The organism is Pedobacter sp. Leaf250 (assembly GCF_920984735.1).
In the GTDB taxonomy this organism is placed as follows: Bacteria; Bacteroidota; Bacteroidia; order Sphingobacteriales; family Sphingobacteriaceae; genus Pedobacter.
Map to the genome: position 1 here is coordinate 104,367 of NZ_CAKLBU010000003.1, position 23,587 is coordinate 127,953.

28 protein-coding genes and 2 pseudogenes are annotated in these 23,587 nt (G+C 39.6%); 26 read left to right on the forward strand and 4 right to left on the reverse strand.

All coding sequences use genetic code 11. The features are described 5' to 3' along the window. Positions 1 to 11 precede the first annotated feature (11 nt). On the reverse strand, positions 12 to 566 hold the full coding sequence (locus LUA91_RS03680) for an ImmA/IrrE family metallo-endopeptidase (protein WP_231424675.1): 555 nt from the start codon (positions 564 to 566) through the stop codon (positions 12 to 14). Between the two features lies 1 nt (position 567). Further along, complete coding sequence (locus tag LUA91_RS03685) at positions 568 to 879, reverse strand: helix-turn-helix domain-containing protein (RefSeq protein WP_231424676.1); 312 nt, start codon at positions 877 to 879, stop codon at positions 568 to 570. A gap of 465 nt (positions 880 to 1,344) precedes the next feature. On the opposite strand from LUA91_RS03685, the gene LUA91_RS03690 reads away from it, so the two are divergent. From LUA91_RS03690 to LUA91_RS03710, 5 genes are all read left to right on the forward strand, one after another. Continuing rightward, positions 1,345 to 2,040, forward strand: a complete 696-nt coding sequence (locus LUA91_RS03690; RefSeq protein ID WP_231424677.1) for a multiubiquitin domain-containing protein — start codon at positions 1,345 to 1,347, stop codon at positions 2,038 to 2,040. After that, positions 2,015 to 3,199 (forward strand): ThiF family adenylyltransferase, encoded by a 1,185-nt coding sequence (locus LUA91_RS03695; protein ID WP_231424678.1) that lies wholly within the window; start codon positions 2,015 to 2,017, stop codon positions 3,197 to 3,199. The genes LUA91_RS03690 and LUA91_RS03695 overlap by 26 nt, the downstream gene beginning before the upstream one ends. Next, complete coding sequence (locus LUA91_RS03700; protein ID WP_231424679.1) at positions 3,180 to 3,650, forward strand: DUF6527 family protein; 471 nt, start codon at positions 3,180 to 3,182, stop codon at positions 3,648 to 3,650. The genes LUA91_RS03695 and LUA91_RS03700 overlap by 20 nt, the downstream gene beginning before the upstream one ends. Before the next feature lie 116 nt (positions 3,651 to 3,766). Then, complete coding sequence (locus tag LUA91_RS03705; protein WP_231424680.1) at positions 3,767 to 3,988, forward strand: DUF2188 domain-containing protein; 222 nt, start codon at positions 3,767 to 3,769, stop codon at positions 3,986 to 3,988. Between the two features lie 77 nt (positions 3,989 to 4,065). Then, entirely contained in the window at positions 4,066 to 4,446 is a 381-nt protein-coding gene (locus tag LUA91_RS03710) for a hypothetical protein (RefSeq protein WP_231424681.1), read from the forward strand. Between the two features lie 34 nt (positions 4,447 to 4,480). On the opposite strand, the gene LUA91_RS03715 is transcribed toward LUA91_RS03710, so the two are convergent. After that, on the reverse strand, positions 4,481 to 5,302 hold the full coding sequence (locus LUA91_RS03715) for a GNAT family N-acetyltransferase (RefSeq protein ID WP_231424682.1): 822 nt from the start codon (positions 5,300 to 5,302) through the stop codon (positions 4,481 to 4,483). 363 nt (positions 5,303 to 5,665) lie between these two features. Between LUA91_RS03715 and LUA91_RS03720 the strand changes: the two genes are divergently transcribed. From LUA91_RS03720 to LUA91_RS03795, 16 genes and pseudogenes are all read left to right on the forward strand, one after another. Further along, complete coding sequence (locus tag LUA91_RS03720; RefSeq protein WP_231424683.1) at positions 5,666 to 6,268, forward strand: hypothetical protein; 603 nt, start codon at positions 5,666 to 5,668, stop codon at positions 6,266 to 6,268. A 459-nt stretch (positions 6,269 to 6,727) separates the two neighbouring features. After that, positions 6,728 to 7,138: a mobilization protein gene (locus tag LUA91_RS03725; RefSeq protein ID WP_231424684.1), complete on the forward strand. Its 411-nt coding sequence runs from the start codon at positions 6,728 to 6,730 to the stop codon at positions 7,136 to 7,138. Beyond that, positions 7,120 to 8,397 (forward strand): relaxase/mobilization nuclease domain-containing protein, encoded by a 1,278-nt coding sequence (locus LUA91_RS03730; protein ID WP_231424685.1) that lies wholly within the window; start codon positions 7,120 to 7,122, stop codon positions 8,395 to 8,397. The genes LUA91_RS03725 and LUA91_RS03730 overlap by 19 nt, the downstream gene beginning before the upstream one ends. Positions 8,398 to 8,401: 4 nt before the next feature. Next, a complete protein-coding gene (locus tag LUA91_RS03735) occupies positions 8,402 to 9,628 on the forward strand; it encodes a YWFCY domain-containing protein (RefSeq protein ID WP_231424686.1) in 1,227 nt (408 codons plus the stop codon). Positions 9,629 to 9,716: 88 nt separating this feature from the next. Next, positions 9,717 to 9,896 carry a histone H1 gene (locus tag LUA91_RS03740; RefSeq protein WP_231424687.1) on the forward strand — a complete coding sequence of 60 codons (180 nt, stop codon included), beginning with the start codon at positions 9,717 to 9,719 and terminating at the stop codon, positions 9,894 to 9,896. 132 nt (positions 9,897 to 10,028) lie between these two features. Further along, positions 10,029 to 10,358: a helix-turn-helix transcriptional regulator gene (locus LUA91_RS03745; RefSeq protein WP_231424688.1), complete on the forward strand. Its 330-nt coding sequence runs from the start codon at positions 10,029 to 10,031 to the stop codon at positions 10,356 to 10,358. A gap of 54 nt (positions 10,359 to 10,412) precedes the next feature. Continuing rightward, complete coding sequence (locus LUA91_RS03750) at positions 10,413 to 10,880, forward strand: DUF6428 family protein (RefSeq protein ID WP_231424689.1); 468 nt, start codon at positions 10,413 to 10,415, stop codon at positions 10,878 to 10,880. A gap of 10 nt (positions 10,881 to 10,890) precedes the next feature. Further along, positions 10,891 to 11,376, forward strand: coding sequence for a GNAT family N-acetyltransferase (locus LUA91_RS03755; protein ID WP_231424690.1), 486 nt, complete (start codon positions 10,891 to 10,893; stop codon positions 11,374 to 11,376). Between the two features lie 11 nt (positions 11,377 to 11,387). Beyond that, a complete protein-coding gene (locus LUA91_RS03760; protein WP_231424691.1) occupies positions 11,388 to 11,807 on the forward strand; it encodes an arsenate reductase ArsC in 420 nt (139 codons plus the stop codon). A 1-nt stretch (position 11,808) separates the two neighbouring features. Further along, positions 11,809 to 12,870, forward strand: coding sequence for an ACR3 family arsenite efflux transporter (gene arsB, locus LUA91_RS03765; RefSeq protein WP_231424692.1), 1,062 nt, complete (start codon positions 11,809 to 11,811; stop codon positions 12,868 to 12,870). A 67-nt stretch (positions 12,871 to 12,937) separates the two neighbouring features. Beyond that, a pseudogene (locus tag LUA91_RS03770) lies at positions 12,938 to 13,027 on the forward strand (histone H1); the annotation flags it as partial. A 654-nt stretch (positions 13,028 to 13,681) separates the two neighbouring features. Continuing rightward, positions 13,682 to 14,284 carry a hypothetical protein gene (locus tag LUA91_RS03775; RefSeq protein ID WP_231424693.1) on the forward strand — a complete coding sequence of 201 codons (603 nt, stop codon included), beginning with the start codon at positions 13,682 to 13,684 and terminating at the stop codon, positions 14,282 to 14,284. 661 nt (positions 14,285 to 14,945) lie between these two features. Further along, positions 14,946 to 15,401: a RadC family protein gene (locus LUA91_RS03780; protein WP_231424694.1), complete on the forward strand. Its 456-nt coding sequence runs from the start codon at positions 14,946 to 14,948 to the stop codon at positions 15,399 to 15,401. A 682-nt stretch (positions 15,402 to 16,083) separates the two neighbouring features. Next, complete coding sequence (locus LUA91_RS03785; RefSeq protein WP_231424695.1) at positions 16,084 to 16,689, forward strand: hypothetical protein; 606 nt, start codon at positions 16,084 to 16,086, stop codon at positions 16,687 to 16,689. Between the two features lie 187 nt (positions 16,690 to 16,876). Then, positions 16,877 to 17,071, forward strand: a complete 195-nt coding sequence (locus LUA91_RS03790; RefSeq protein ID WP_231424696.1) for a hypothetical protein — start codon at positions 16,877 to 16,879, stop codon at positions 17,069 to 17,071. Beyond that, positions 17,061 to 17,240 (forward strand): annotated as a pseudogene (locus LUA91_RS03795) (alpha/beta hydrolase); the annotation flags it as partial. The gene LUA91_RS03790 and the pseudogene LUA91_RS03795, both read left to right, overlap by 11 nt. Before the next feature lie 73 nt (positions 17,241 to 17,313). On the opposite strand, the gene LUA91_RS03800 reads toward LUA91_RS03795, so the two are convergent. Beyond that, positions 17,314 to 18,069: an NADPH-dependent F420 reductase gene (locus LUA91_RS03800; RefSeq protein WP_231424697.1), complete on the reverse strand. Its 756-nt coding sequence runs from the start codon at positions 18,067 to 18,069 to the stop codon at positions 17,314 to 17,316. A gap of 353 nt (positions 18,070 to 18,422) precedes the next feature. Here LUA91_RS03800 and LUA91_RS03805 point away from each other — a divergent pair, with 353 nt between their 5' ends. The 5 genes from LUA91_RS03805 to LUA91_RS03825 all read left to right on the forward strand — a co-directional run bounded on the left by LUA91_RS03805 (position 18,423) and on the right by LUA91_RS03825 (position 23,534). Further along, positions 18,423 to 19,547 carry an LLM class flavin-dependent oxidoreductase gene (locus tag LUA91_RS03805; RefSeq protein ID WP_231424698.1) on the forward strand — a complete coding sequence of 375 codons (1,125 nt, stop codon included), beginning with the start codon at positions 18,423 to 18,425 and terminating at the stop codon, positions 19,545 to 19,547. 53 nt (positions 19,548 to 19,600) lie between these two features. Continuing rightward, positions 19,601 to 20,620 (forward strand): LLM class flavin-dependent oxidoreductase, encoded by a 1,020-nt coding sequence (locus LUA91_RS03810; protein WP_231424699.1) that lies wholly within the window; start codon positions 19,601 to 19,603, stop codon positions 20,618 to 20,620. A gap of 11 nt (positions 20,621 to 20,631) precedes the next feature. Then, complete coding sequence (locus LUA91_RS03815) at positions 20,632 to 20,976, forward strand: helix-turn-helix domain-containing protein (protein ID WP_231424700.1); 345 nt, start codon at positions 20,632 to 20,634, stop codon at positions 20,974 to 20,976. 702 nt (positions 20,977 to 21,678) lie between these two features. After that, the gene (locus LUA91_RS03820) at positions 21,679 to 22,272 is read left to right on the forward strand and encodes an RNA polymerase sigma factor (RefSeq protein ID WP_231424701.1); all 594 of its coding nucleotides are present in this window, start codon (positions 21,679 to 21,681) and stop codon (positions 22,270 to 22,272) included. A 68-nt stretch (positions 22,273 to 22,340) separates the two neighbouring features. Continuing rightward, the gene (locus LUA91_RS03825) at positions 22,341 to 23,534 is read left to right on the forward strand and encodes a FecR family protein (protein WP_231424702.1); all 1,194 of its coding nucleotides are present in this window, start codon (positions 22,341 to 22,343) and stop codon (positions 23,532 to 23,534) included. The last annotated feature ends 53 nt before the right edge of the window (positions 23,535 to 23,587 follow it).

The window sequence follows — 23,587 nt, forward strand, 5'->3', positions numbered from 1 at the left end:
TTATTGAAGCACTAATAAAACATTTGAAGATTTGCTAGTCGATAGGTCATTGCTGGTTCACTAACCTTAAACTTTGATGCTAGCTTTTGTATAATATTAGTTTCTTTTAATTTTTGGTATTCGACTTTGTTTAATTCTTTCTCGATAAAATGCTTTGGCATTAGGATTGCGGCGGCAAATGCATTCGCTTGCTGTTCAATCCTAACCTCCTCCTGATTATACTCATTTAACGTATTTCTAAATTTCATAAACAGATCCTTGTCAACAAAAACCTCCTGATTGGATTTCGCTTGCGGTTTCCAGTGTAAGGTGTGGTGTGCAAATTCATGCGCTATAGTAAAGCGAATTCGTTCTTTCGAATTAGCCTTATTATACCCGATTGTGGCAATATTATCCTTTATAACTAGAACACCCGAAATTTCGTCGTCAAAATCATAGGGCATGAGATTAATGTTATTGCCCTTAACTATTTGCTCAATGGGCACAAAAGGTTCATGGATGTTGAATTCTATTAAAAATAAGGATGCCTTATTTTCAATTTCGTCAATTGAAATTGATTTTTTCATGCTATTTATTAATACTAGAAAATGTTGCTCTCACAAAGTCCTGAACAGAGTTCGCTTTTAACTCATCTGTGAATTTTTTATTAATCTTCGTAATGACATCGTCATTCAGCTTCGGGGCATCTTGTTGATTTGGGATTAAAGATCCAATGTTAACGTTTAAAAAATTGGCCGCTTCGACCAGATTATGGACCATTACTTTCTGCCTGCCCTTTTCAATATTTACAACCGTAACACGGCTAAGTCCCATACTTTTTGCGAGTGCCTCTTGGCTTTTTTCAGATTTAATCCTCGCCTCCTTAAGGTTTTCGCCCAATTTTTGATAAAAGTCCAAATTGTTGTTGTCTTTATTTTACACAATATACAAATATATAATTAAATTTCCAAATAGTGTTGCTCTAACAAACACATTGTTTGTGATACAAACTATCGTTATAGTGTTGAAAACTTTTTTGTAAAAATGTTTTGTATTGTTAACTACTAATTTTACATTTGTTACCAGATAATAGGACATAAAAAAATACCAGAAGGGTTAGCCGCTGGTATTGTAATTTGAAAATTCCGTCCCAGCAATTGCGTAGCTGGAAGAAATTATATTTGTTTTCGCACTTCAAATGTAGTAAAATTTTCAAATCTGCAATATTTAAGCGTAAAAAAGTTAACTCCATCTGGTGCTAAATTGATCAGCACGCAGAAACATACTTGAGTCCACTATTCAGGACAAGCACCTACTGATGCTTATGATTAGGAGTATATTTTTTTACCATTAAATATTTTAACAATGCAAATTGAAAATAAAGAAACGAGCTCGCACGAGCCAAAAGTTCCGCTAGAATTTTTCATCGAGGGCAAAAAGTACGAGACCTTTGATCAATACAAGACTGGGGCAGAATTAAAACAACTTGGCGGAATTCCATTGGAAACCGAATTGTTTTTGTCAATCAATAAGCCATACAAAGATGAGCTAATCGAAAATATAACTAAGGTCAACTTGGCAAGGCCAGACAAAGAATACTTTTTTGTTAAACGTAAGCTAGACTTTACCATAAACAAGGTTCCATTTGTTTGGTACAAGCAGTATATCAGAGGTGTTCAGATTAGAGAACTTGGTAAGATTAGCCCTGATGAAGATCTCTTTTTAGATTTAAAAGGAGATTATCAAGATGATTTTATTGACGATGATGAAATTGTCGATTTGGCAAGAGATGGAAAGGAACATTTTGTATCGGTTCCAAAATTGGTTGAGTACACCATTATAGTCAATGCTGAGCCTAAAAAATGGCAACTAAGGAAAATTTCCTTCGAGCAGGTTGTGGTTCTTGCTTTTGGGTCGTTCGATGATAATCCACGCAGGGGCTATACCGTTACTTATAGTCGTGGAGTTGAGCCAAAGCCTGAGGGCACAATGGTTAAAGGTTCTATAATCAGGGTTAAAAATAAGATGATCTTCGATGTCACAGCAACTGATCAATCTTAGTCCTGACCTTAAGCGTCTTAGAGACGAAGGTTATGAAATAGGTTTACAAGGTGGATATTTACTTATCCACCATGTACCTTATTTAAATCAAAAAAAGGAGATTTGTTATGGTACATTAGTAAGCACTCTAACGCTTAGTAGTAGTACACAGACGGGATGTCCTGAAACTCATGTGATAAATTTTATTGGGGAAAATCCCTGTAATGCTGATGGCACTATAATTTCGTCAATTCAACATGGAAATAATACCACGCAGCTTTGCGAAGGTTTAACGATAAATCATTCTTTTTCAAATAAGCCGCCAAATGGCTATCCAAATTATTATGAAAAGGTTAAAAGGTATGCGGATATTATTTCAGCTCCCGCAAAATTTCTTGATGAGACGGTTACGGAAAAGACATTCAAGCTAATTGCATCAACGGAAGATGACGGAGTATTTCAATATATCGATACAAATTCAAGCAGAGCTAATATCGAAATGCTGAATGGCAAGTTTGCAGGACAAAAAATCGCTATAATAGGATTGGGTGGTACTGGTGCATATGCTCTAGACCTTATTTCCAAAACTCCGGTTAGAGAGATTCACCTTTTTGATGGAGATAATTTTGACCAGCATAATGCGTTTCGTGCTCCAGGAGCGGCATCAATTTCTGATCTTGAGAAAAATCAAAAAAAAGCAGACTTCTTGTGTGGTATTTATTCAAATATGCACAGAGGGATTGTTTCGCATAACTACTACATCACCAAAGCAAATATCCACGAATTAGATAGCATGAGCTATGTTTTTATATGTATTGATAAAAACCTTGTCAGAAAATTCATCACTGATTATCTGGTTTCAAAAGGAGTTTCATTTATCGATGTAGGTCTAGGAGTGAACATTGTAAACGGCAAATTAACAGGCGCAACAAGGGTAACTTCTGGAACTAAGGAAAAACACGATCATCTAGTTAATCGAATATTTGAGGATGATAATGAAGATAATGAGTACGCTTCAAATATTCAGATTGCCGACCTCAACCTTATTAATGCAGGTTTTGCAGTTTTGAAGTGGAAAAAATTTAGTGGATTCTATGTAGACCTCGAACAAGAACATCATAGCTCTTATTCAATAGGTGTCTCTAAAATTTTCAACGAAGATGGGACAGCTACAATATAGATTTGTTGAGTTTATGCCTCCTGTTCTTGAAAATGGCATTCTTTACATTTCAATGGAATATTGTACAGCCATACACCTATGTGTGTGTGGCTGTAACAATAAGGTCGTAACTCCACTATCACCAACAGGCTGGAAAATGATTTTCGATGGACGCTCAATTTCCTTAACTCCTTCTATAGGTAATTGGAATTTTGATTGTCAGTCGCATTATTTTATTACAAAAAATAAAATAGAATGGTCTGGCAAATGGAGTCAAGAAAAAATACAACATGGTAGAATGCATTCAAAAGACTTGAAGGAAGAGTTTTTCAAAGAAAAGCTAGTTGAAAAGGAAATTGATGTGCCAATAAACGAGTTTACTAGTAGTGTGAAGGGATTTGGCTTGAATTCCATTGCTAGATTTTTCAAGAGAATTTTTAATAAGGGGAAGGGGGGGATTAAAAATGAGTAAGATAACAGTGAAAGTAAATAAAGCGCAATTACTGGCAGATTTGTGTCAAATGCACAAGTAGAGCGTAGCCCAAAAACAACATAGGTACAAACAGTTAAAAAAATCGAAAAGAAAAAATGAGTAAAAATCAACATGTAGTACCGCACAAAGGGAGTTGGGCAGTACGCGGTGCGGGGAATGAAAGAGTTACCAGAACAGCCGCAACACAATCTCAAGCACAAGAAATAGCTAGAGGTATTGCAATTAATCAAAGGTCTGAAGTTATAATCCATCGACCAAATGGACAGATTAGAGACCGTAATTCATATGGTAATGATCCTTATCCACCAAAAGGATAGTTTATGATTTTGATTACTTAAGCCATGACGAAATATTTCATCATGGCTTTTAGTCTTATATAGATAATTTTATCGTTATGAATGACCCAAATAAAGAAGCGCAAAAGGGAGATATTCTTTGGAGCGACAATAACTTAAATAAAAGTGGTAGAAGAGCTCATTATATGGTTTTTATTAAGCCATATGATACTCATTATTTTGTAGGAGCAATGATAACACATGCTAAAGGGTTTAATAATATTCAATTGGAGGAAAAACATTTTGAAAAAGCTGATGGGAACGGAAAGAATTACAAGGTTTACTTTGATAGAAGCCTTATTGTAGGGAATCCACTTTTTAAGAACGTTGAATGGCGACCTTTTGAAAAAGTTGGACAGCTAACAAAGGAAGGAATAGTATTTGTAGAAAATGAAATTTTGAAACTCTCTCCCGCATTTTATGCGGATAATGCAAATTAATGTTATAGAATATTTTAGAGGTTAGTGTTTGTAACTATTTAATTAGCACTGATAGGTGATCGTAGACGGGAACGTATCCAACTCTCTCAAATATTTTGATTGTCATAGGATTTGCTCTGTCAGCGAGGAGACCTACCTTGCTGTGACCCTTAGCTAATAGGTGTGAACTGAGCTGAGTTAATAGTGAATAGCCATATCCTTTGCCACGAAATCGAGATTTGGTGAAAAATTGCCCAATAAGAGGAAAAAATTTCTCTTCACTCATAACTTGAGCAATGCTACAAATATTTCCATCAATTGTCAGTTTATATATATTCCCATTTTTGATGCCTGACTTAGTAATATCATGGAAATATTCTGCTGTTCTGGGGCCTTTACTCTGATATTCTTCCATATAATATTGATAGGACATTTCAGCTATTTCCGATTTATCTTCTAAAACAGCCTTTTGTATTTGCTGATTTTGGAATGCTTGTGGACTTACACTTTCAATGGAATATACGATACGGTCTTTTATCACTTCGTAAGGAACATCATTATACTCCAAAAGATCTGTGATTACAATTCGCTGTCCTGAAAGCGTGTATCCTGATAAGGTGGGGAAATCAACATCTCCTTCAATTGCTTCCAACGTTTCATCCGTCCAGCCAAAAGAGTGTACTACAATATTCTTATCGAACCACATACAGTAAGCGGTTGCTTGCCCATAATCATATATGCCCCATAGCTGAAATAATTGCTTTGATGATAGCATGTTCATAAGACTACTATAAAAGGCAAAGTAATTCTTATCAATTATTTTTGCATTTGCCTTTAGAAACTCCTGACTAGTGCTAAAATACTTTTTTCTAATCATACATGGTTTTGTAATTTATATGAAAGTTACGTACGGGTATAAATTTAGTTAAAAACATCATTCAACGAAAATCCTTAACAAGGTACTACCTCTCGAGATCTACGAATGGTTATTAAATGCTAATATATTATTCTAAATCATTGAATAGCTCAGTCTCTGCTTAATTGTGGTTGATACTTTTACGCCGAAATGCGGGTATTTGTCAGTTTCGTATTCTGTGTTCTCAAACAATAAGTTTTTATCAATGCAAAATATACCTGGCAATTTCTTACCCGCAAGGGTATATAAACAACCTGATCGGTTGCCCTTGACGGGTATCCGCTAGCTATGATTTCCTGCATTAAAAAACTAATTTTTATTGTTATGGAAACAAATGTCAGTTTACTCACAAAAGACACACTAACCTACCATGTAGAAAATCACAATCTAATTGGATATGAAAGATTGTTAGTTGCAGAAATCTCTTCCGCAATTGATCAAAAGGATAGCGCCTCAATTGAATGGTTTGTCCAGTTCGGCAATACCTTAACAAAAATTCTCTTCAATGTTCATGCTTACCGCATGGGTTTAAGGTTTGGTTTTGACAACATTGAATTTGATGAATATGACTGGTTGAGGCGACCATCATTTCAGGATATGGAAGAATTGTTGTTCGGACTGCCTGATAAAAGTAGGTATGGTACTTACAGTGCAATCACATTAGGGCATGGACCGAATCAGATCTGGACTTATGGACTATCATGTTCACATGGTACCGCAGGATCGTCATCCGGAATCTGCTTATATGATCAAACCTTTGCCAATAGGGAGGAAGCACTTAAAGATGCAACTGCCAAACTCAAAAATATGATGCTAGACAAGGTTGGCGATAAAGACACTACCAATTATAACCCAAAAATAATTGCTGCAACGCTTAAGGATATTGACAAACTGGAAATATCCTCAGTACAGTTGACACTGTTCTAGGCTAACTGTACTTTTCGTTATCTATCACAAGGGGTGGACTGATCCGCGCCATCGGATATCGTTATAAAATAACGCTACTACGTTCGGAAGTACCACTTTCCCATTGCTTAACCTATCACTTTTGCTTTTTAAATCTTTGATTATGATCAGACCAAAAAAAGCATTTGCCCCAAGACCAAGGTCCAAGCCCGGCTCACCTGTTTATTACCGGGAATTGAGACTGAACCTGCGTAAGACAATTGCCAATATTCCCATACCCGAAAGTGCAATTGAAAAGCATGGTTTCTCGGTGCACCAACAAAAGTAGATACCCATAAATACGAGCGACCTACAGGAATACTTTAACCACGCGGGTGTTTTGCAAGATGTATTTTTGTATACACAAAAAATCTTGCGCCCTTGAGGTCGGGCATTTTCTCGGAACTCGAAAATGCTGAAATCAAATTAAAAAGCAAGATTATGCCAAGGAAAAAATCAAAAACTCCGGAGCAGCTGTTGACCCATCCGATCATTATCAGAGTAAACGAAAATACCTATAAGCGGTTGGAAAAAATTCTGCTCAATAGCAATTGTCAATCGATAGGGGAGGTTGCAAGAAATATTCTGTCAAAAGAAAAAATCCTTATGTTGACCAGGGATATTACCATGAATGCACCAATGGAAGAACTTGCTTCCATACGGAAAGAACTTCGGTCAATTGGGATAAATATCAATCAGCAAACCCGGCATTTCCATACATCGGAAAATGAGACGCAACGTTCTTTTTATTTTATGCGGACCTTCGACCTGTATAAAAATGTTGGACAAAAGGTAGATAGGTTATTGGAACTGGTAAGTAAAATGTCAATGAAATGGTTGCGCGGATATTAACTGGGAGCAGTATCCGTGGACTTATCAATTACAATGAATCCAAGGTTATTTTAGGAACTGCAACACCAATCCTTGCCAATAGATTCGGGCTGGATATTGAGCAACTGGAGCTGCTGCATAAGGTGGCAAGGTTCGAGCATTTAACTAAGCTTAATAGCAGAGTAAAGACTAATGCAGTCCACATTATGCTCAACTTCGACCCGGCCGAAATACTTCCAACAGAAAAATTGCAAATAATCGCTGTTGACTACATGAATGGGATTGGATTTGATGAGCAGCCTTTTTTGGTATATAAGCATGATGATGCGAACCATCCTCACATTCATATTGTCACCACTAACATCAAAGCCGATTCGACCAGGATTGATATTCACAATATTGGTAAATTACTTTCAGAAAAAACCAGAAAAGAGCTCGAGGTGAAATATAATCTCATCAAAGCTGAGGGGCATGACAAAGAACAGCGAATTGCTCCAATCAATATTGAGATGGCTAAATATGGAGAGAAACAAACCAAAAGATCAATTTATAATATAGTCACGGCAGTCTTGAGAAGTTATAAGTTTACCTCGTTTTCTGAATACAATGCAGCGCTAAAGAGCTTCAATGTCATTGCTGACCGAGGAGCGGAAGATTCCGTGATGTTTGCAAAAAAGGGACTTGTTTATACGGTTTTGGATGATAAAGGGGTCCGTATCGGCATACCTTTCAAAGCCAGTTCTTTTGCAGGCAATCCGGTATTGATAAAAGTTGAAGGTAAGTTCAAATTAAACTTGGAAAGAAGGAAAGAGCATGCTAAATCGTTGAAAGGGATTATTCTTGAGCAACTTACAAATGCAAGTGGGTCGACTTCAAATCAATTGGTGGATGGATTGGGGAGAAAGGGAGTTTCACTTATATACCGACAAAATAACGAGGGCAGAATATATGGACTGACCTATGTTGACCACAATACCCGGTGCGTATTTAATGGAAGTGATCTTGGCAAAGCTTTCAGTGCAAAAGCAGTCCTGGAAATATTTAAAAAACCCGAAGCTCAATTATCGGAGCCAACAAACCGAAATATAAAAACGCGACCTGGTCAAATTCCTAACTCCTCGTTCTTGGGGGATGATCATGCTAAATCATCGGGAGATGGAATCTTACACTTTTTATTTGAGAAACCTAGCGCTGATCTGGGCACACCATTGTTGGGAATAAAGAAAAAGAAGAAGAAAAAAGGGCATTCAAAAAATAGAGATTTATCAAATAAAATATAAGATTATGAATACTGGTGAAGATACTCAGGGGCTTAGAAAAATACTCGACTTAAGCAGAATGATTAGTGTTTTTCTACTGGCCATGCATTTTTACATCCGGTTTTTCCAGATGTTTAAAAGCTTGGAATGGAATTCAGAGATTACAGATCGGATAGTGGGCCAGCTGGCGAGACTTGCAATTTTTGATGGCTGGTGGCTCGCAAAGTTTGCTGCACTCTTATTTCTTGCTATATCATTGCTCGGGGTAAAGGGAAGGAAAGATGAAAACATATCCTATAAAAAGATCTATCTCTGTATGGGACCAGGGCTATTGCTATATTTCTGTGGGATCTTTTTTTTGTATTTACATTGGTCAGATTCATTATTGATTGGACTTTATTGTCTGGTAACCATCAATGGCTTTCTTATGATTTTGGCTGCAGGTACCTGGATTTCGAGAAGAATAAAGCAAAGTTTGGTAAAAGACATATTCAATTCGGAAAATGAAACCTTTCCCCAGGAAGAAAGGCTACTCGAAAACGAATTCTCTGTAAACTTGCCTGCTAAATACAATTATAAGGGCGAGATTCGTGATAGCTGGATCAATCTCATTAATCTATTCCGGGGATTGTTGGTCGCAGGAACACCAGGCGCCGGCAAATCCTATTTCGTGATCCGTCACCTGATCGACCAACTGATGGGAAAGGGGTTCAGCATGTTTATTTATGACTTTAAGTACGACGACCTTTCAGTAATTGCATATAATTGCCTGCTCAAATATATTGACAGGTATAAGGTTAAGCCGAAGTTTTACGTGATAAATTTTGATGACCTCAATCGTACCCATCGGTGCAATCCACTTGATCCTGCTGCAATGACAGATATTACAGATGCTACAGAAGCGAGCAGAACCAACTTCAACATGAACCAATACCATGACCCGTCTTATGGATTCAATTTAAAAGAAGTACTGGATAAGTTCAACATTAAGGAATTGGAGAACCCAAAGGAGAGAGAAAAACTCGAAGCACAGCTTAAAAATGGTGACCGCCCATCCATTACCGTAGAAAAAAATGGCGAGCAGATAAAGTTGCAGGTTGAGGCGGTGCCCCGTTATTCTCAACTGAATATGTTTGCAGCCAATGGCAGGGCAGAAAAAAGAGAGCAGTTTCTCAAAGAGCCTTCCTTAAATAAGGCTGTAACAAAATCAAAGGGAAAAGAGGTTTCTGCCGGTCAGGGCTTAGGTATTTAAGCCGTTTTTGTACTTTAGTGGCTCATTTTTTGTAAACAAATATTAAATTTTATAATCGCTGACGGTTTGGTCAGCAAAAGAAACAATTATGGAAAAGTTTGAAAAAGTAAAAGAACTGGTGTCGGCAATTGAAGCAGACACTACTAAATTTTATGATGGCGGCAACGCTGCTGCAGGTACACGTGTGCGTAAAGCGATGCAAGACCTTAAGGTTTTAGCTCAGGAAATCAGAGCAGAAGTTACAGAGAAAAAAAATAGCGCAAAATAAAATATCGCTGTTTTGGGTAATGATAAATCCCGGCCCTTGGTCGGGATTTTTTTTCAGAAATTGCCTCATATGCTTTTTTATTAAAATATTTTTTCATTTGAAAAATATATCGTAATATTGCGATATAAAATTATGGGACTTACCAAGACTGAAATTTTCAACAAGGAACAGAACGAGCTTTCAACGCTTTTGAAAGCAATCGCACATCCCGCTCGAATTGCAATCTTGCAACGGATTATCTCAGCTAATGCGTGTATCTGTGGCGACCTGGTGGAAGAACTTGGACTGGCGCAGGCAACGATCTCACAGCATTTGAAAGAGCTCAAAAATGCGGGCATCATCCAGGGCACTATCGATGGGGTGAAAGTCTGCTATTGCATAGAGCCGAAAACGTGGGGCCTTTTACAAAAATGGTTTGGGGACTTTATGGGTTCTTACCAAGATCCCAAGGGCTGTTGCTAAGCCTTTTTTTTACTTAAATCAATCGTAAAATTACGATACGTAAATAGAAAGTATATGAAATTATCAGAAATCAAGACGATCCTGGCAACTGCTGAAGCCGTTAATTTTAGGGCTGAAAACGGAGAAACCGTACCGGAACATTTCCACGTAACAGAAGTGGGTATCATCACTAAAGATTTTATTGACTGCGGTGGAAAGGTGCGCCATGAGAAAGTAGCAAACTTCCAATTATGGGATGCCGATGACTACGAACATCGCCTGAAAGCAGGTAAACTGTTGAATATCATTTCCCTTTCCGAAAAGGTATTGGGCATGGAAGACCTGGAAATTGAGGTGGAATACCAATTGGCTACCATTGGAAAATACGACCTTGGCTTTGATGGAACGAACTTTCTGCTGATTGCCAAGCAGACTGCCTGTCTTGCAAAGGAAGCTTGCGGCGTTGAAGAAGCTCCAAAAAAAGGAATGATTAATCTGGCTGGTGCGGCGAACAGTTGTACTCCCGGTGGCGGATGCTGTTAATCCGTTAGTTATGGAAATCAGGAAATTATTGCCATCGGACTGGGATTCGGTGAAATCAATCTACGAGAAAGGAATTGCAACAGGCAACGCCACTTTTCAGACCGGCGCACCCTCTTGGGAAGAATGGGACAGCTCGCATCTTGGCACTTGCAGGATAGTGGCATTTGTTGATGATAGGGTTGTGGGATGGGCTGCACTGACACCGGTTTCTTCACGTTGCGTGTATGCCGGGGTGGCTGAAGTCAGCGTATATGTTGACCCCAAACAACCAGGCAAAGGAATCGGACTTGCACTTTTGCAAGAACTTGTTGCCTTGAGTGAGATAGAAGGAATATGGACGTTACAGGCAGGTATATTTCCAGAGAATATCGGTAGCCTTCGCATCCATAAAAAAGCTGGCTTTAGAACGCTCGGCGTTAGGGAGAAAATTGGAAAGCAGAACGGGATTTGGCGGGATACGGTGCTTTTGGAAAGAAGAAGTAAAAAAATCATTTAACAATAAAATTTATGAAGAAAATACTAGTGCTCTGCACGGGAAACAGTTGCAGAAGCCAGATTGCAGAAGGCTATTTAAGACATTTTGCCGGAGATAAAGCGGAAGTATACAGTGCGGGAATTGAAACCCATGGGGTTAATCCAAAGGCCATTGAGATCATGAAAAGGGATGGCATTGACATTTCCGGACATACCTCAAACAACATTGATGAATACATGGATATCGATTTCGACTACGTAATCACCGTTTGTGATAATGCAAAAGAAAGCTGTCCCTATTTCCCAACCGATGCAGTAAAGTTCCATTATAACTTTCCGGATCCTGCAAAAGCAACCGGCACCGAAGAAGAAGTGATGGAACAGTTCCGTGAAGTGAGGGAAATGATCCGCAAATACGCACAGAACTTTGTTAACGAGAACTTAAAACGCTAAGATGTCTGCAAACAATTGTGCGCCGGTAGTTGAACGGAAAAAACTGGGTTTTCTTGACCGATACCTCACGCTTTGGATATTCATGGCGATGGCAATCGGTGTGGCTATAGGCTACTTCTTACCCTCATCATCGAACTTTATCAATTCCTTCTCTACCGGAACAACAAATATACCCCTGGCAATCGGCCTGATACTGATGATGTATCCACCCCTAGCAAAGGTGAGATATGAAAAGATGGGCGAAGTGTTCAAGGACACAAAAGTGCTGATCGTTTCACTGGTGCTCAACTGGGTCATCGGCCCACTGTTGATGTTCTTTTTGGCCATAATCTTTTTAAGGGATTATCCCGAATATATGGTTGGCCTTATCCTAATTGGACTTGCCCGTTGTATTGCCATGGTGGTAGTCTGGAATGAGCTGGCGGAGGGAAACCGCGAATATGCGGCTGGGTTGATTGCATTGAATAGTATCTTTCAGGTATTGTTGTACAGCGTTTTTGCCTATGTTTTCATTACCGTATTGCCTCCTTACTTTGGATTGAAAAGTCTGGAAGTGAACATTACAATTGGAGAAATAGCCAAAAGTGTCGGCATATATCTGGGACTGCCATTTGCAATGGGCATCATCAGCAGATACGCTTTAATCAAACTGAAAGGTGAAGATTGGTTCCAGAACAAGTTTGTACCGTTGATATCACCAATTACGCTGATAGCGCTATTATTCACCATCGTTATTATGTTCAGCTTGAAGGGTAACTTGATCGTTCAGATACCAATGGATGTGGTTCACATTGCGACACCACTGGTCATCTACTTTTCTATTATGTTCGTGGTCAGCTTTTTTGCAGGTAAATACTTTGGGGCAGATTACTCAAGAAGCACTTCGATCGCATTTACAGCCACGGGAAACAACTTTGAGTTGGCAATTGCTGTTGCTATCGGTGTATTTGGGATCAACTCTGGTCAGGCATTTGCAGGAGTTATCGGCCCATTGGTAGAAGTTCCAGCATTGATTGCACTTGTCAATCTCGCATTCTGGTTCCGCAAGAAATACTATAAATAAAAAATGCGGCAATGTTAAGTTGCCGCATTCTAATCTATCTTTTATGGTTATTTCTGAGTTGTGCAACAGCCACGTCCGTAAAGCGATGCAAGACCTTAAGGTTTTAGCGCAGGAAATCAGGGCAGAAGTTACAGAGAAGAAAAATAGCGACAAATAAACCTATTGCTGTTTTGGGAAATAATAAATCCCGGCCATTGGTCGGGATTTTCTATTATGTAGGTTTAAGTTTTGGATATTCTTTTCTGTTACAGATCCTCTAAGTTCAGCCAGTTTACCATTTTCGAAACCCCACAAGTCACAATACAAATGCTTTTTCCACGTTCCTTCCTTATCCTTCAGCTCAATCTCGCCCAGGTGCTCTTACAAATTCATTTTCGGTAATTAATTGGCTAACATGGAGTTTAGGGGCACAATGAAGTTTTCATCCATACAGTTCCTCACCGCCACTTTCCCCTTTAGCATCTGTTCACCAACAAATTCTCAACTGGTATCTTCCATACAAAGTGCCAGAAATCCTTCGTGATTCCCCGCTGAAATAGATTCTTTACCTTTCAGCAATATACACTTGTTCTATTCTGACATGTTATTTTATCTGATAATGCTTTAAAGACCCTCAGGCTATCTGAAATATTTCGAATGCATTTGTTACCGCTTTATTAAGGGATGTGTTTTTTCAATACCCCTTTATTTTTTAAATCTGCAAATCTATCGCTAAGCTGCTATTATCGTTCAAGGGTGTATAAACGGCTGCGCCGCCCTTGAGCAGATAAGCAGTCCGCGATTGCGATGGGCAATAAAAATAAATATTGCTATGGAAAAATCATCAGAATTGCTAAATGAACGCAGTGTAACTCAGTATCTCAATGATCATAATCATATCCCCTATGAAAGAGATCTCCTCAACGAAATCCTGCAAGCCATTCAAAAAAAGGATATGAAACAACTCGCCTGGTTCGCACAGTTCGGAGACAGGCTTAGATCCATCATCTTTAATGTCTATGCTTATCGCAAGGGATTGCAGTTTGGCTTTACCAATATTACATTAGATGAATACGGTTGGCTGGTTAGACCGTCGTTCATGGACCAGGAGGAACTTCATTTTGGCTTGACTGAAAATGACCGTTACGGAAGTAAGAGTAGCATTACCCTAGGTCGCGGACCAAATCAAATGTGGACTTACGGCATGAGTGTATCTTTTGGAACTGCCGGATCTTCCTCAGGGATCTGTGTTTATGACCCTATTTTCAGATCCAGAGAAGAGGCATTAACCCACGCCGTGGGAAAACTCAAAAATATGATTTCAGAAAAAGTGGGCAATAGTGACACAACAAACTACAACCAGAAAATCATTCTTGCAATATTGAAAAGTATCGCGAGTATGGAAATATCAAAAGCTCAGCTTAGCCTTTTCTGACATCTTTGATTTCGTTTGAATCTGATATTTCTGTTGGCTCAACCTGGAATGTCAGATTCTTTTTTTTCTAGATCATCTTGAGAACACACGGCTACATCTTATCAACTAATCTTAAAGTTTTCAATAGGAGGACTTAGGAGAAGGATCTGGAATACCAGTTCTAAGGTGCAGGAAGTGATCATGCAGAATGACAGCTATTACCTGGTCATCTGTCAACCGGATATCGAATTTAACAGGTTTAAAAATGTCTTTACCGCTTTCATCGCAGAACTGATCAAGGAAGAATGGGCAATTGAATTCAATGTTTATAAGGCCGACTTCACCGATGAATTCCGGGTCAGGATCTTTTGAGCATCACTCTGGTCAATCCCATAAATCCGTTTCCCCTCGCAATGGTGTGAATTACGGATAAACAGCCTGAATATATTTGATTGTATGTAACTGCTAACTCCCGGGGTTATGGGCATAAATTTTTAACATCATTTACGTCAAGGGGTGCATTTAATCAGGGTACCAATTTAGGTTATAAGGGTTGGCACGGAAAAGAAATTCCGGCATAAACCCTCCTGTGGCCTTTGCACTCCTTTCCATTTATTCCGTTGCTTCTTTTGCTTTGGCAACCCTAAAACCTATGCCTGTACCATAATTAATTCAAAATATTATGGAAAATTCATTTTATCAGCTTGCTGAAATCGAAATCAGCTATAAGCCAAAATTTAAATCTTTAGAACGACCACAGATCGATAGTGCAAACAAAGCTTACCAGATACTGATCAATAATTGGGACCTCAACAAAATTGAACTTGTGGAGGAATTTAAAATCATTTTGTTAAATCGTAGGAACAGGGTGCTGGGTATTGTCAATATATCTCAGGGCGGAATGTCCGGCACAATCGCCGATCCCAAAATCATCTTCGCTGTCGCACTAAAAGCCTGCGCCAGTAGTATCATTCTTTCTCATAGCCATCCTTCAGGAGAATCAAGCCCGAGCGAGGCCGATATCAGATTGACCAAAAAGCTCGCCGAAGCTGGTAAGTTGCTTGATCTCCAGATATTTGACCATATTATTGTTTGCAGCGATGGATATTACAGCTTTATGGATGAGGGAATGATGTAAATTTCAAAGCTTCTGCAGCATTTGTTGCAGGAGCTTATTTTTTATTCATTTTATATTTATAGCTGCAGCCCGTGGATTCTTCTTTCAAAGCATGCTTATAGCCCACCTAAAATAGACATCTGTGTAAGAGATATAAACCAAAAAACGGAAATACAACCATGGCCATAAATCCGTCTATCTAAATTAACGCTCTCAAAGTCTAAGTTAATCACACAAAGCATCTCGAGCAAATTTTTTCAGATATTTCTTACTCCTTTCGCTTTGCCGAATTTATTATTTACCCTCCATCAGATCTTCCCCTTCGTCTGTTTAAAATTTCCACTACAATAAAGTACCTGTAGGCATTTTGAGTAGCAAATTTCTGAACAATCCGTTTGCCGGAAAGACCGGACCCTAAAGGGTTTGCTGAAAAAAAATCTTCCTTTCTCGCTGCGCTCCAAAGCGTATTTGTTTTTCGCAAAGTCTTGCCTTGCAAACTGGATTGTATCAAGGAGAGGTGGCTTAACAAAAAGCCAGGAGGCTCCTGCCGACTGACTTTGAACACTAAATAATTAAGCCATGGACCCATTAAAAGACAGAAGCCCACCGACCCAAATCCCGCGTCAGTCGGAGCGCAGAGGAAACATTGCCCCAATTAGGGAGATCATTAAACAATTTATTTTCAATATTAAAATTAGAAATCATGAAAAATCAAAGTATCGATCACGCCAACGGTAAAGCCGAATTCTTGGACATCAAAACTGCAAAGAATCCATTCTATCAACCCTTGGCAGGTAAGGCAAATCTAAATACGGATAATAAGTCAACTATAAAAGATGAACCGAAAAAGGAGGAATTGAAAACAGAAGAAGCCGCAAACACATCAAAAACTGAAAATACAAAGGAAAATTTAGAGTTGCCAAAGTCCATCGGTGCGGTCGTTCACACCGAAACACCAAAGGCGGAAAGGATTGAGCCGATAAGAGGGGAGGCCAAAGCGGAAAAACCTGCGTTAAACCTAGAAAGTACCCTAAAATTAGTAGAGGAACTGCACCGCCGAATGGTGCAAAGGGGGAGGTTGGTGCATACCATCGACAACCTCGATAAGTTTGAGATCGAGCAAAAGGAGGAGGCAGAGGACACTACCTCCAATTATTACCAAGGGTGCGAGATCGAGATAACGGACGATAAGCGCAATAAGTTCTCCACCAAAAACCCTGTAATTATTAAGGCCGTTGCCTTGTTCGTACGCAATCTGTGTACAAACCGCTTGGCAGAAATTGAGGCAGAAATTACCATTCCTGTATAATGTTCCATTAACCCTGCCCGCCTTGGGCAGGGTTTTACCTAAAGCTTAAGTATATGTATGCCGCATTTTTCGAACTCCTTGATCAACTGTATTGGCAGAGATATGCCCAGACCCTACAGGAGGAAAACCCCACGGTTTTTAACCTCCATTACCACGAATTCCTAAACCAATACCAAAATTAGACACCATGAAAACAGAAGAGCTATTTTTTATCGTCCGTGTAGAGGTAAACACCAAGCACAGCAACCTAAATGAAACCCTGCAAGAGCTGGAGGCCAGTTCCCGTTTCTTGATGACCAACACCCCAAAGATTACGATTATCCATACCGAGATACTCACTACAAAAATGAGAACCCCTAAAAATGAAGATCATGGCGCATAACCTATATTACAACGAGAAAACACAAAAACATAGCTTTTTTTCCGTAAGGGAAAAGACATGGCACAGCTTGGGTACAATCATTGAGGATTATCCGACCAGTGCAGAAGCCATCGCTTTTGCAGGCTTGGATTACACGGTAGAAAGGAGAACGCTTTTTACGTCAGAAAGCCCAAGTCCAGCTATATTTGTCGTATCGACTTTTAGATTTTGATTATCAATTCGTTACGCCTTTTTAGCAGATTTTAATTAAATTGTTGCAAATCCCCTGAAGTTACAGAACGGTTCACGGCTATGATTTCTTCGTACGAAGGGTAACCATCCATGTACCCCAATTTGTTAAGTATAAAATCTCTGATGGCAGGGGCTTTTTCTCTGTCAGCTCTAAGAAGTGCCTGTGTTAATTCTTCTTTATTCAATTCAGTACAAAAGGCTGGCGTACCAAGCTGCTGTCTCCAGGATTCGGCAAGACTTCCACCGTCAACGGTATCAAAGCCCATCTGATCAACGAGTTGACTGACTACTTTTTTATGTTCCTGGTTATCTCCAGCTATAGAAATTGCTATGCGATCATCTGTGCCAGGCGCTTTGCCTTTGTTTTCAAGTGTATATCCCAGTACATCGTTAAACACCTTAACAAGGGGACGGCCAAGCATTTCAGAAATGTAAACACTTTCGGGTATGTGCTCTAGCTCCGAAATTTCACCATCCCTTAGAGGAGTATAGTTAGAAGTATCCATTATTATTACATCCTGAGGTACCATTTTTAATAAATCCTGAGGTAAGTTTTTATACACATTGAAGGGCATAGAGAAGAGGATGGCATCTACGTCTTTCACCACATCCTGTATGGTTGCCGCAGTTGCCCCCAAACCGGCAGCTATTTTTTCCAATTCGGGCATTGGTCTGGTATTGGTTACTTTTACCCGATGACCGGCTTTAATTAATTTTACTGCTATAATGCTTCCAAGTGGGCCTGTTCCTACAATTCCTATATTCATGATTTTGTATTTATTTAATTAATTATCTTTTTATTTTTTCTTGTAAAAAGTCCATTGTTATTATTGTGCGATCCCAAAATCCGCACCGAAGGATGGTGTCCAGTAGAACAACGAGAACTTAATATCCTATCTGCATAAATTCCAACTGTATCATGGATGCTTAATTCCTGCTCACAAAGATATAGATGATTTGCTTTCATTTAGATACTACTTTCCCAAAGGAAAGTGATTTTTATTTCCGTCAAGTCTATTCACTTTCCTTTGGGAAAGCACTATCATTTGGTAATCAACATTTACCTAATTTTGTGAACTGAAATCCAGCTACTGAAAGCCGGATACAATTGAGAGATTTTATGGATAGGAAGAGAACCTTAAAATTATCCGCCGGCATAGCCGGGACAGGTTGGAACTATACTTCGTGGATGCACAAGGATATGCCCGCAGATGCCGGAGAGAATGTGGACTTTTATATCGAGCAGGCACAGATTGCCGAAGCCGCCAAGTTCGAAACTCTTTTTCTTTTTGACGTTAGCCACGTTGGAGCCGGAAATATTCCGCACTACCTGAGTATGTTCGACGGGGCAACCATTATGTCTGCCATTGCAGTGAAGACAAACAAAATCGGTCTTTCCTTTACCGCCTCTTCATCCTATACCGATCCCTACAATATTGCAAGACAGGCATTGTCATTGGATAAGATCAGCAAGGGAAGGGCGTCCATCAACGTTGTTACCTCTAATCCAGGTGGGATGGTCAACTTCAGCCGTGGGCATCTGACCAAGGCAGACCAGTACCCGATGCACAGGGAATTTTTGGAAATCTTATTGGGTCTTTGGGATACATACGAAGACGATGCTTTTCCAAGAGATAAAAAAACTGGGCTGTTTTTAAATCCTACCAAGATGCACACGATCAATTACCGAGGGGAGTATTTTTCTGTGGATGGCCCATTGAACATAAGCCGCTCCGTGCAGGGCAGACCGGTTCTGTACACCGCAGGCTCATCATCCACTTTCGTGGAAATTGCCACAACCTATACCGATGGTGCATTTATCGCCGGACCAAGTTTCGAACACGCCCTTTTTACGGCAAATGCCATACGCAACAAGCTGATCGAGAAAGATAGGGATCCGGAGAATTTTGTGATCGCAACCTCGCAAAATGCCATTGTGGGAAAAACTGATGCCCAGGCACAGCAGAAATATATGGAACTTGTTGCCCTCGACCGGTACAGGGCGATGCCAGCTCCCCTGTTTTTTGGTTCAGCCGAGAGGGTTGCCGATCAGGTACAAAAATGGTACGAAGCAGGCGCTATGGATATGCTTGTGGTCACACAGGATTACCCTAGGGGATTGGCAGATTTTGCAGAACTGGTGGTTCCTATTTTACAGGACAGGGGAATTTTCCACAAAGAATACGCAGCTGATACCCTACGGGAAAATCTGGAACTGAAAAAGCCGATGTTCAGAAAAATTTAGTACATCATTCTAATGGGTATTCAGGAACATTAGTGGATTATAAAACACAAAAAATGAAAAACAACATAAAATATTCAATACTGGAATTGGCAACGGTGTCTCAAAACACCAGTTTTAAAGAAACCTTGAACAATACGTTGGCCCTCGCGATAACAGCAGAAAAAAGCGGCTACGAAAGGTTTTGGTTTGCAGAACATCACAACTCAGATACGGTAGCGAGCTCTGCAACTGCTGTTTTGATAGGATACGTGGCAGAAAATACCCAGCGGATCCGGGTAGGTTCCGGTGGCGTGATGCTGCCCAACCATTCCCCTTTGATCGTGGCAGAACAATTTGGGACATTGGCACAGCTATACCCTGACAGGATTGATCTGGGTCTGGGAAGGGCAGCCGGCACCGATAGTGCTACCGCACAGGCCATCCGCTCTGATTCCTTTCAGGCCGCAAATTCTTTTACGGAAGAAATCCAGAAAATACAGGATTACTTTTCACCGGCCAACAAATCTGCCAAAGTTCGGGTTTCTATTGCCGAAGGGATGAACGTGCCTATCTATATTTTAGGTTCAAGTACGGACAGCGCTCATTTGGCAGCTAAAAAAGGCCTGCCTTACGCATTTGCAAGCCATTTTGCCTCCACACACCTGTACAATGCTATTCGTATCTACGAGCAGGAATTTAAGCCGTCGAAATTTCATGAAGCACCTTATATAATCGCTGGCATCAACGTAATCATGGCAGATACCAATGAGGAAGCTGAAAAAATATTCACCTCACTCATCGGAATGTTCTACGGAATGTTGACTGGCAATATGCAGACCGTACAGCCGCCATCAGCGATGTCGGCAGAATGGAGACAAATTTTCAATCATCCAAGCGTCAACCAAATGCTGCGGTTTTCATTTGTAGGCGATAAGCAGACCGTGAAAAAACAGGTATTGGACTTTCTGGAAGATACGAATGCTGATGAACTGATAGCCGTGTCGACCATGTATGCTCCGGAAGACCGCATTAAGTCAGCTCAATTATTTGCTGAAGTGATGCAGGAAATTAATGTAAATTCGCAAATGCAATAAGAGCTCAAAATATGGCACAGAAAAAAATACACTGCGATTGTCTATCGACCATAAAACCTGTTCGTGATACTTTGGATGTGATCAACGGCAAATGGAAAGTTCCCATTATCATTTCCATTGGTGTAGGGAACGATCGCTTTACCGCTATCCAGGAAAGTATCCCGGGCATAACGCCCAAGGTTTTGGCAAAGGAATTAAAAGATCTGGAACAGCATAAATTGATAGCGAGAACTGTGGTGGGCGATTATCCGGTTAAAATTTCTTACGAATTAGAACCCTACGCGAATACATTAACACCGCTTATCTATGCGATGAAAGATTGGGGCATAAATCATAGGAAAGTTGTAACCAGCTAATTGTTATTTTGAAAATTACAATCAAACATTACGGAACCCCGGTTGTAAGTAAACAGGTGGCCAAGTTTGTGGATCTAATTTTAATCAGATGACAATGGAAGCAAGGAAAGGATTATAAAAAAAATAATTGCAAGTCTCCATCATGGAAGCTGCCTTTGAAATTCTGCGCACAAAAGGTATTGATGCGGTCAGCATGAGGAGGCTATGCCGAATTCTGGGCCCAATTACAAGGACTGCCTATCACACAAGGTATGAGTCGTAAGGGAAATTGTTAGGATAGTGCAGTGGCAAAAAGTTTCTTTAAAACGATGAAAACAGAAATGGTGTCCCATAAAAAAAATAAAGATAAGAAAACAGGCGAGTATGGCTATTTTCGAGGAAATAGAAATATGGTATAACAGGAAAAGAAGCCATTCAATACGAGGGCATTGAAAAAGTCCCCTAAAAAATGGTGTAGTTCATAAATCATGAATTACACCATTTTTTTAGCCTGTAGAGTAGGTTCTGTGATTGAATATTTAATATCTGTCGGCAATAGAAGCCTTTGCATTTTTGAAGTTGATCCAATAATTCACCACTCGGAAAACCGATATATATCCATCCCAAATGGTATATTTGATTTTTTATCACAACCTAAAGGCTAACTTATCATTAGGTACGTTGTTGCTTTTAAATCATACCAACTAACTATATTTCCCTGAGATGGAAAAGATTAATAATGAATCAAAAGTACTGAATGCGCTTCGTTTAGGAGATGCACAGGCATTTGATACATTATATCACCATTACAGCAAGCCAGTTTTTCGAAAACTGGTAAACATGGTTAAACATGTGCCACTGGCTGAAGAGTTAACCCAGGATGTTTTTGTAAAGATATGGGATAAAAGGGCGATTATTGACATTGAGAAACCATTTTTGTATTACCTGCTTACCGTCGCCAATCATACGGTGAGTGATTTCTATAGAAAAGCTGCACGAGTGAGCCGGCTCCAGGAAGAAATCATCTCGGCCAGTGCAGAATTATATAATCCCATTGAGGAGCAACTGTTTTATAAAGAAAGTCGGGATATACTCGATAGTGCTATTGAAAACTTGCCCGCACAACAAAAATTGGTGTTTAAGCTCTGTAAAATTGAGGGGAAATCCTATGAAGAGGTAAGCAAAGAACTCGGAATATCAACTTCAACGATAAGTAATCACATTGTAAAGGCAACTAAAACGATAAAAATGGTTTTTTTTGGCTCAAAATCTGGATTTGTATTGCTTGTTTTAAGTCTGTTGCAAAATAAATCATAAAAAAATTACTTTTTTTTCAATTCATATAGAGGGTATGTGTTTTTCAAACGTATTGTATATGAAAAGAAATGGAATTGAGAACAGAAAATCAGAAATTACGGACATTATATTTAAAATTCCTGCGAAATCAGTTGTCTGCAGCGGAAATAAGGCGCCTTTTGCCACAGCTTGCTGCACAATCAGATGCTGAGCTTCGTACTATCGTTGCTGAATTTATGTTAGGGGAGGAGCCCCCGGTGCTAGGCGAGGAGGAAAGCTTGGCCAATATTCTTTCTGTTATCCATGATGAACACATACACATTGCTCCCAAACCTGCAATCTTTAGAAAGCTGTACAAGAAGATGTCCGTTGCTGCGGCGATTTTATTAATCTCCGGATTGGGCATATACCTGTATTCGCACAATAGATCAGTCAATTTGGTAATTGAGATTGCTGCAGGTTCAAGTGATCTTAAACCTGGAACTGATAGGGCTATACTCAAACTTTCAGATGGTTCACAAATTGACCTCGGTCCAATCGGTAAAAAAAGAGAAATCAGGCAGGACGGAGTTACAATCTCAGTAGGCGAAGATGGGCAAATTGTTTACCAAGCATTAGAGGGGGTTGACTCGAAATCAAGTCTGGGTTACAATACCATTAGCACGCCAAGAGGTGGAAAGTTTAAGATCCTTCTTCCTGATGGTACCCAAATTTGGTTGAACGCTTCATCATCTCTTACTTATCCTACCTCATTTATGCAGGCAGGAAGCCGTAAAGTGAAATTGCAAGGGGAGGCCTATTTTGAGGTAGCCAAACAATCTTATGAAGGAAAAGCCATGCCGTTTATCGTTAGTACCGACCAACAGGAAGTTAAGGTTTTGGGTACACATTTTAACGTGAATGCTTATGAAGATGAGGGGGCTACTAAAACAACTTTACTGGAAGGCAGCGTGTTGCTGGATGGTAAAACAATGCTTCGCCCAGGTGAGCAGGGTATAAGTGATGATGGCCAAATCAAGGTAAAATTAGTAAATGCCTCTGACTTTATCGACTGGAAAACAGGAGATTTTAACCTGAAGGGGAATGATTTTCGTTCCATGATGCGAAAGATTTCCAGATGGTACGACGTTGAGATCATCTATGAAGATTCTGCACCCGAAAACGTGAGGCTTGGTGGTTGGATTTCTCGTGAGAAGAACATTTCATCGATATTAAATTTAATTCAGAGAACAGGTGATGTTCATTTTAAGCTGGAAGGAAGGAGGGTGATTGTAAGCAAATAAGTACCCTATTAAATAGCTTAAAATAAAAAAACCAGGGCGTGGTTGCAACACCC

Excerpts from the sequence above, each read along its gene's own strand:
- LUA91_RS03725 (WP_231424684.1), top strand. The coding sequence starts at position 6,728 with ATGCCAAGGAAAAAATCAAAAACTCCGGAGCAGCTGTTGACCCATCCG.
- LUA91_RS03695 (WP_231424678.1), top strand. The coding sequence starts at position 2,015 with ATGTCACAGCAACTGATCAATCTTAGTCCTGACCTTAAGCGTCTTAGA.
- LUA91_RS03785 (WP_231424695.1), top strand. The coding sequence starts at position 16,084 with ATGAAAAATCAAAGTATCGATCACGCCAACGGTAAAGCCGAATTCTTG.
- LUA91_RS03730 (WP_231424685.1), top strand. The coding sequence starts at position 7,120 with ATGGTTGCGCGGATATTAACTGGGAGCAGTATCCGTGGACTTATCAAT.
- LUA91_RS03700 (WP_231424679.1), top strand. The coding sequence starts at position 3,180 with ATGGGACAGCTACAATATAGATTTGTTGAGTTTATGCCTCCTGTTCTT.
- LUA91_RS03705 (WP_231424680.1), top strand. The coding sequence starts at position 3,767 with ATGAGTAAAAATCAACATGTAGTACCGCACAAAGGGAGTTGGGCAGTA.
- LUA91_RS03780 (WP_231424694.1), top strand. The coding sequence starts at position 14,946 with ATGGAAAATTCATTTTATCAGCTTGCTGAAATCGAAATCAGCTATAAG.
- LUA91_RS03760 (WP_231424691.1), top strand. The coding sequence starts at position 11,388 with ATGAAGAAAATACTAGTGCTCTGCACGGGAAACAGTTGCAGAAGCCAG.
- LUA91_RS03750 (WP_231424689.1), top strand. The coding sequence starts at position 10,413 with ATGAAATTATCAGAAATCAAGACGATCCTGGCAACTGCTGAAGCCGTT.
- LUA91_RS03710 (WP_231424681.1), top strand. The coding sequence starts at position 4,066 with ATGAATGACCCAAATAAAGAAGCGCAAAAGGGAGATATTCTTTGGAGC.
- LUA91_RS03775 (WP_231424693.1), top strand. The coding sequence starts at position 13,682 with ATGGAAAAATCATCAGAATTGCTAAATGAACGCAGTGTAACTCAGTAT.
- LUA91_RS03720 (WP_231424683.1), top strand. The coding sequence starts at position 5,666 with ATGGAAACAAATGTCAGTTTACTCACAAAAGACACACTAACCTACCAT.
- LUA91_RS03690 (WP_231424677.1), top strand. The coding sequence starts at position 1,345 with ATGCAAATTGAAAATAAAGAAACGAGCTCGCACGAGCCAAAAGTTCCG.
- arsB (WP_231424692.1), top strand. The coding sequence starts at position 11,809 with ATGTCTGCAAACAATTGTGCGCCGGTAGTTGAACGGAAAAAACTGGGT.
- LUA91_RS03680 (WP_231424675.1), bottom strand. The coding sequence starts at position 566 with ATGAAAAAATCAATTTCAATTGACGAAATTGAAAATAAGGCATCCTTA.
- LUA91_RS03820 (WP_231424701.1), top strand. The coding sequence starts at position 21,679 with ATGGAAAAGATTAATAATGAATCAAAAGTACTGAATGCGCTTCGTTTA.
- LUA91_RS03715 (WP_231424682.1), bottom strand. The coding sequence starts at position 5,302 with ATGATTAGAAAAAAGTATTTTAGCACTAGTCAGGAGTTTCTAAAGGCA.
- LUA91_RS03825 (WP_231424702.1), top strand. The coding sequence starts at position 22,341 with ATGGAATTGAGAACAGAAAATCAGAAATTACGGACATTATATTTAAAA.
- LUA91_RS03790 (WP_231424696.1), top strand. The coding sequence starts at position 16,877 with ATGAAAACAGAAGAGCTATTTTTTATCGTCCGTGTAGAGGTAAACACC.
- LUA91_RS03800 (WP_231424697.1), bottom strand. The coding sequence starts at position 18,069 with ATGAATATAGGAATTGTAGGAACAGGCCCACTTGGAAGCATTATAGCA.
- LUA91_RS03815 (WP_231424700.1), top strand. The coding sequence starts at position 20,632 with ATGGCACAGAAAAAAATACACTGCGATTGTCTATCGACCATAAAACCT.
- LUA91_RS03810 (WP_231424699.1), top strand. The coding sequence starts at position 19,601 with ATGAAAAACAACATAAAATATTCAATACTGGAATTGGCAACGGTGTCT.
- LUA91_RS03735 (WP_231424686.1), top strand. The coding sequence starts at position 8,402 with ATGAATACTGGTGAAGATACTCAGGGGCTTAGAAAAATACTCGACTTA.
- LUA91_RS03745 (WP_231424688.1), top strand. The coding sequence starts at position 10,029 with ATGGGACTTACCAAGACTGAAATTTTCAACAAGGAACAGAACGAGCTT.
- LUA91_RS03740 (WP_231424687.1), top strand. The coding sequence starts at position 9,717 with ATGGAAAAGTTTGAAAAAGTAAAAGAACTGGTGTCGGCAATTGAAGCA.
- LUA91_RS03805 (WP_231424698.1), top strand. The coding sequence starts at position 18,423 with ATGGATAGGAAGAGAACCTTAAAATTATCCGCCGGCATAGCCGGGACA.
- LUA91_RS03755 (WP_231424690.1), top strand. The coding sequence starts at position 10,891 with ATGGAAATCAGGAAATTATTGCCATCGGACTGGGATTCGGTGAAATCA.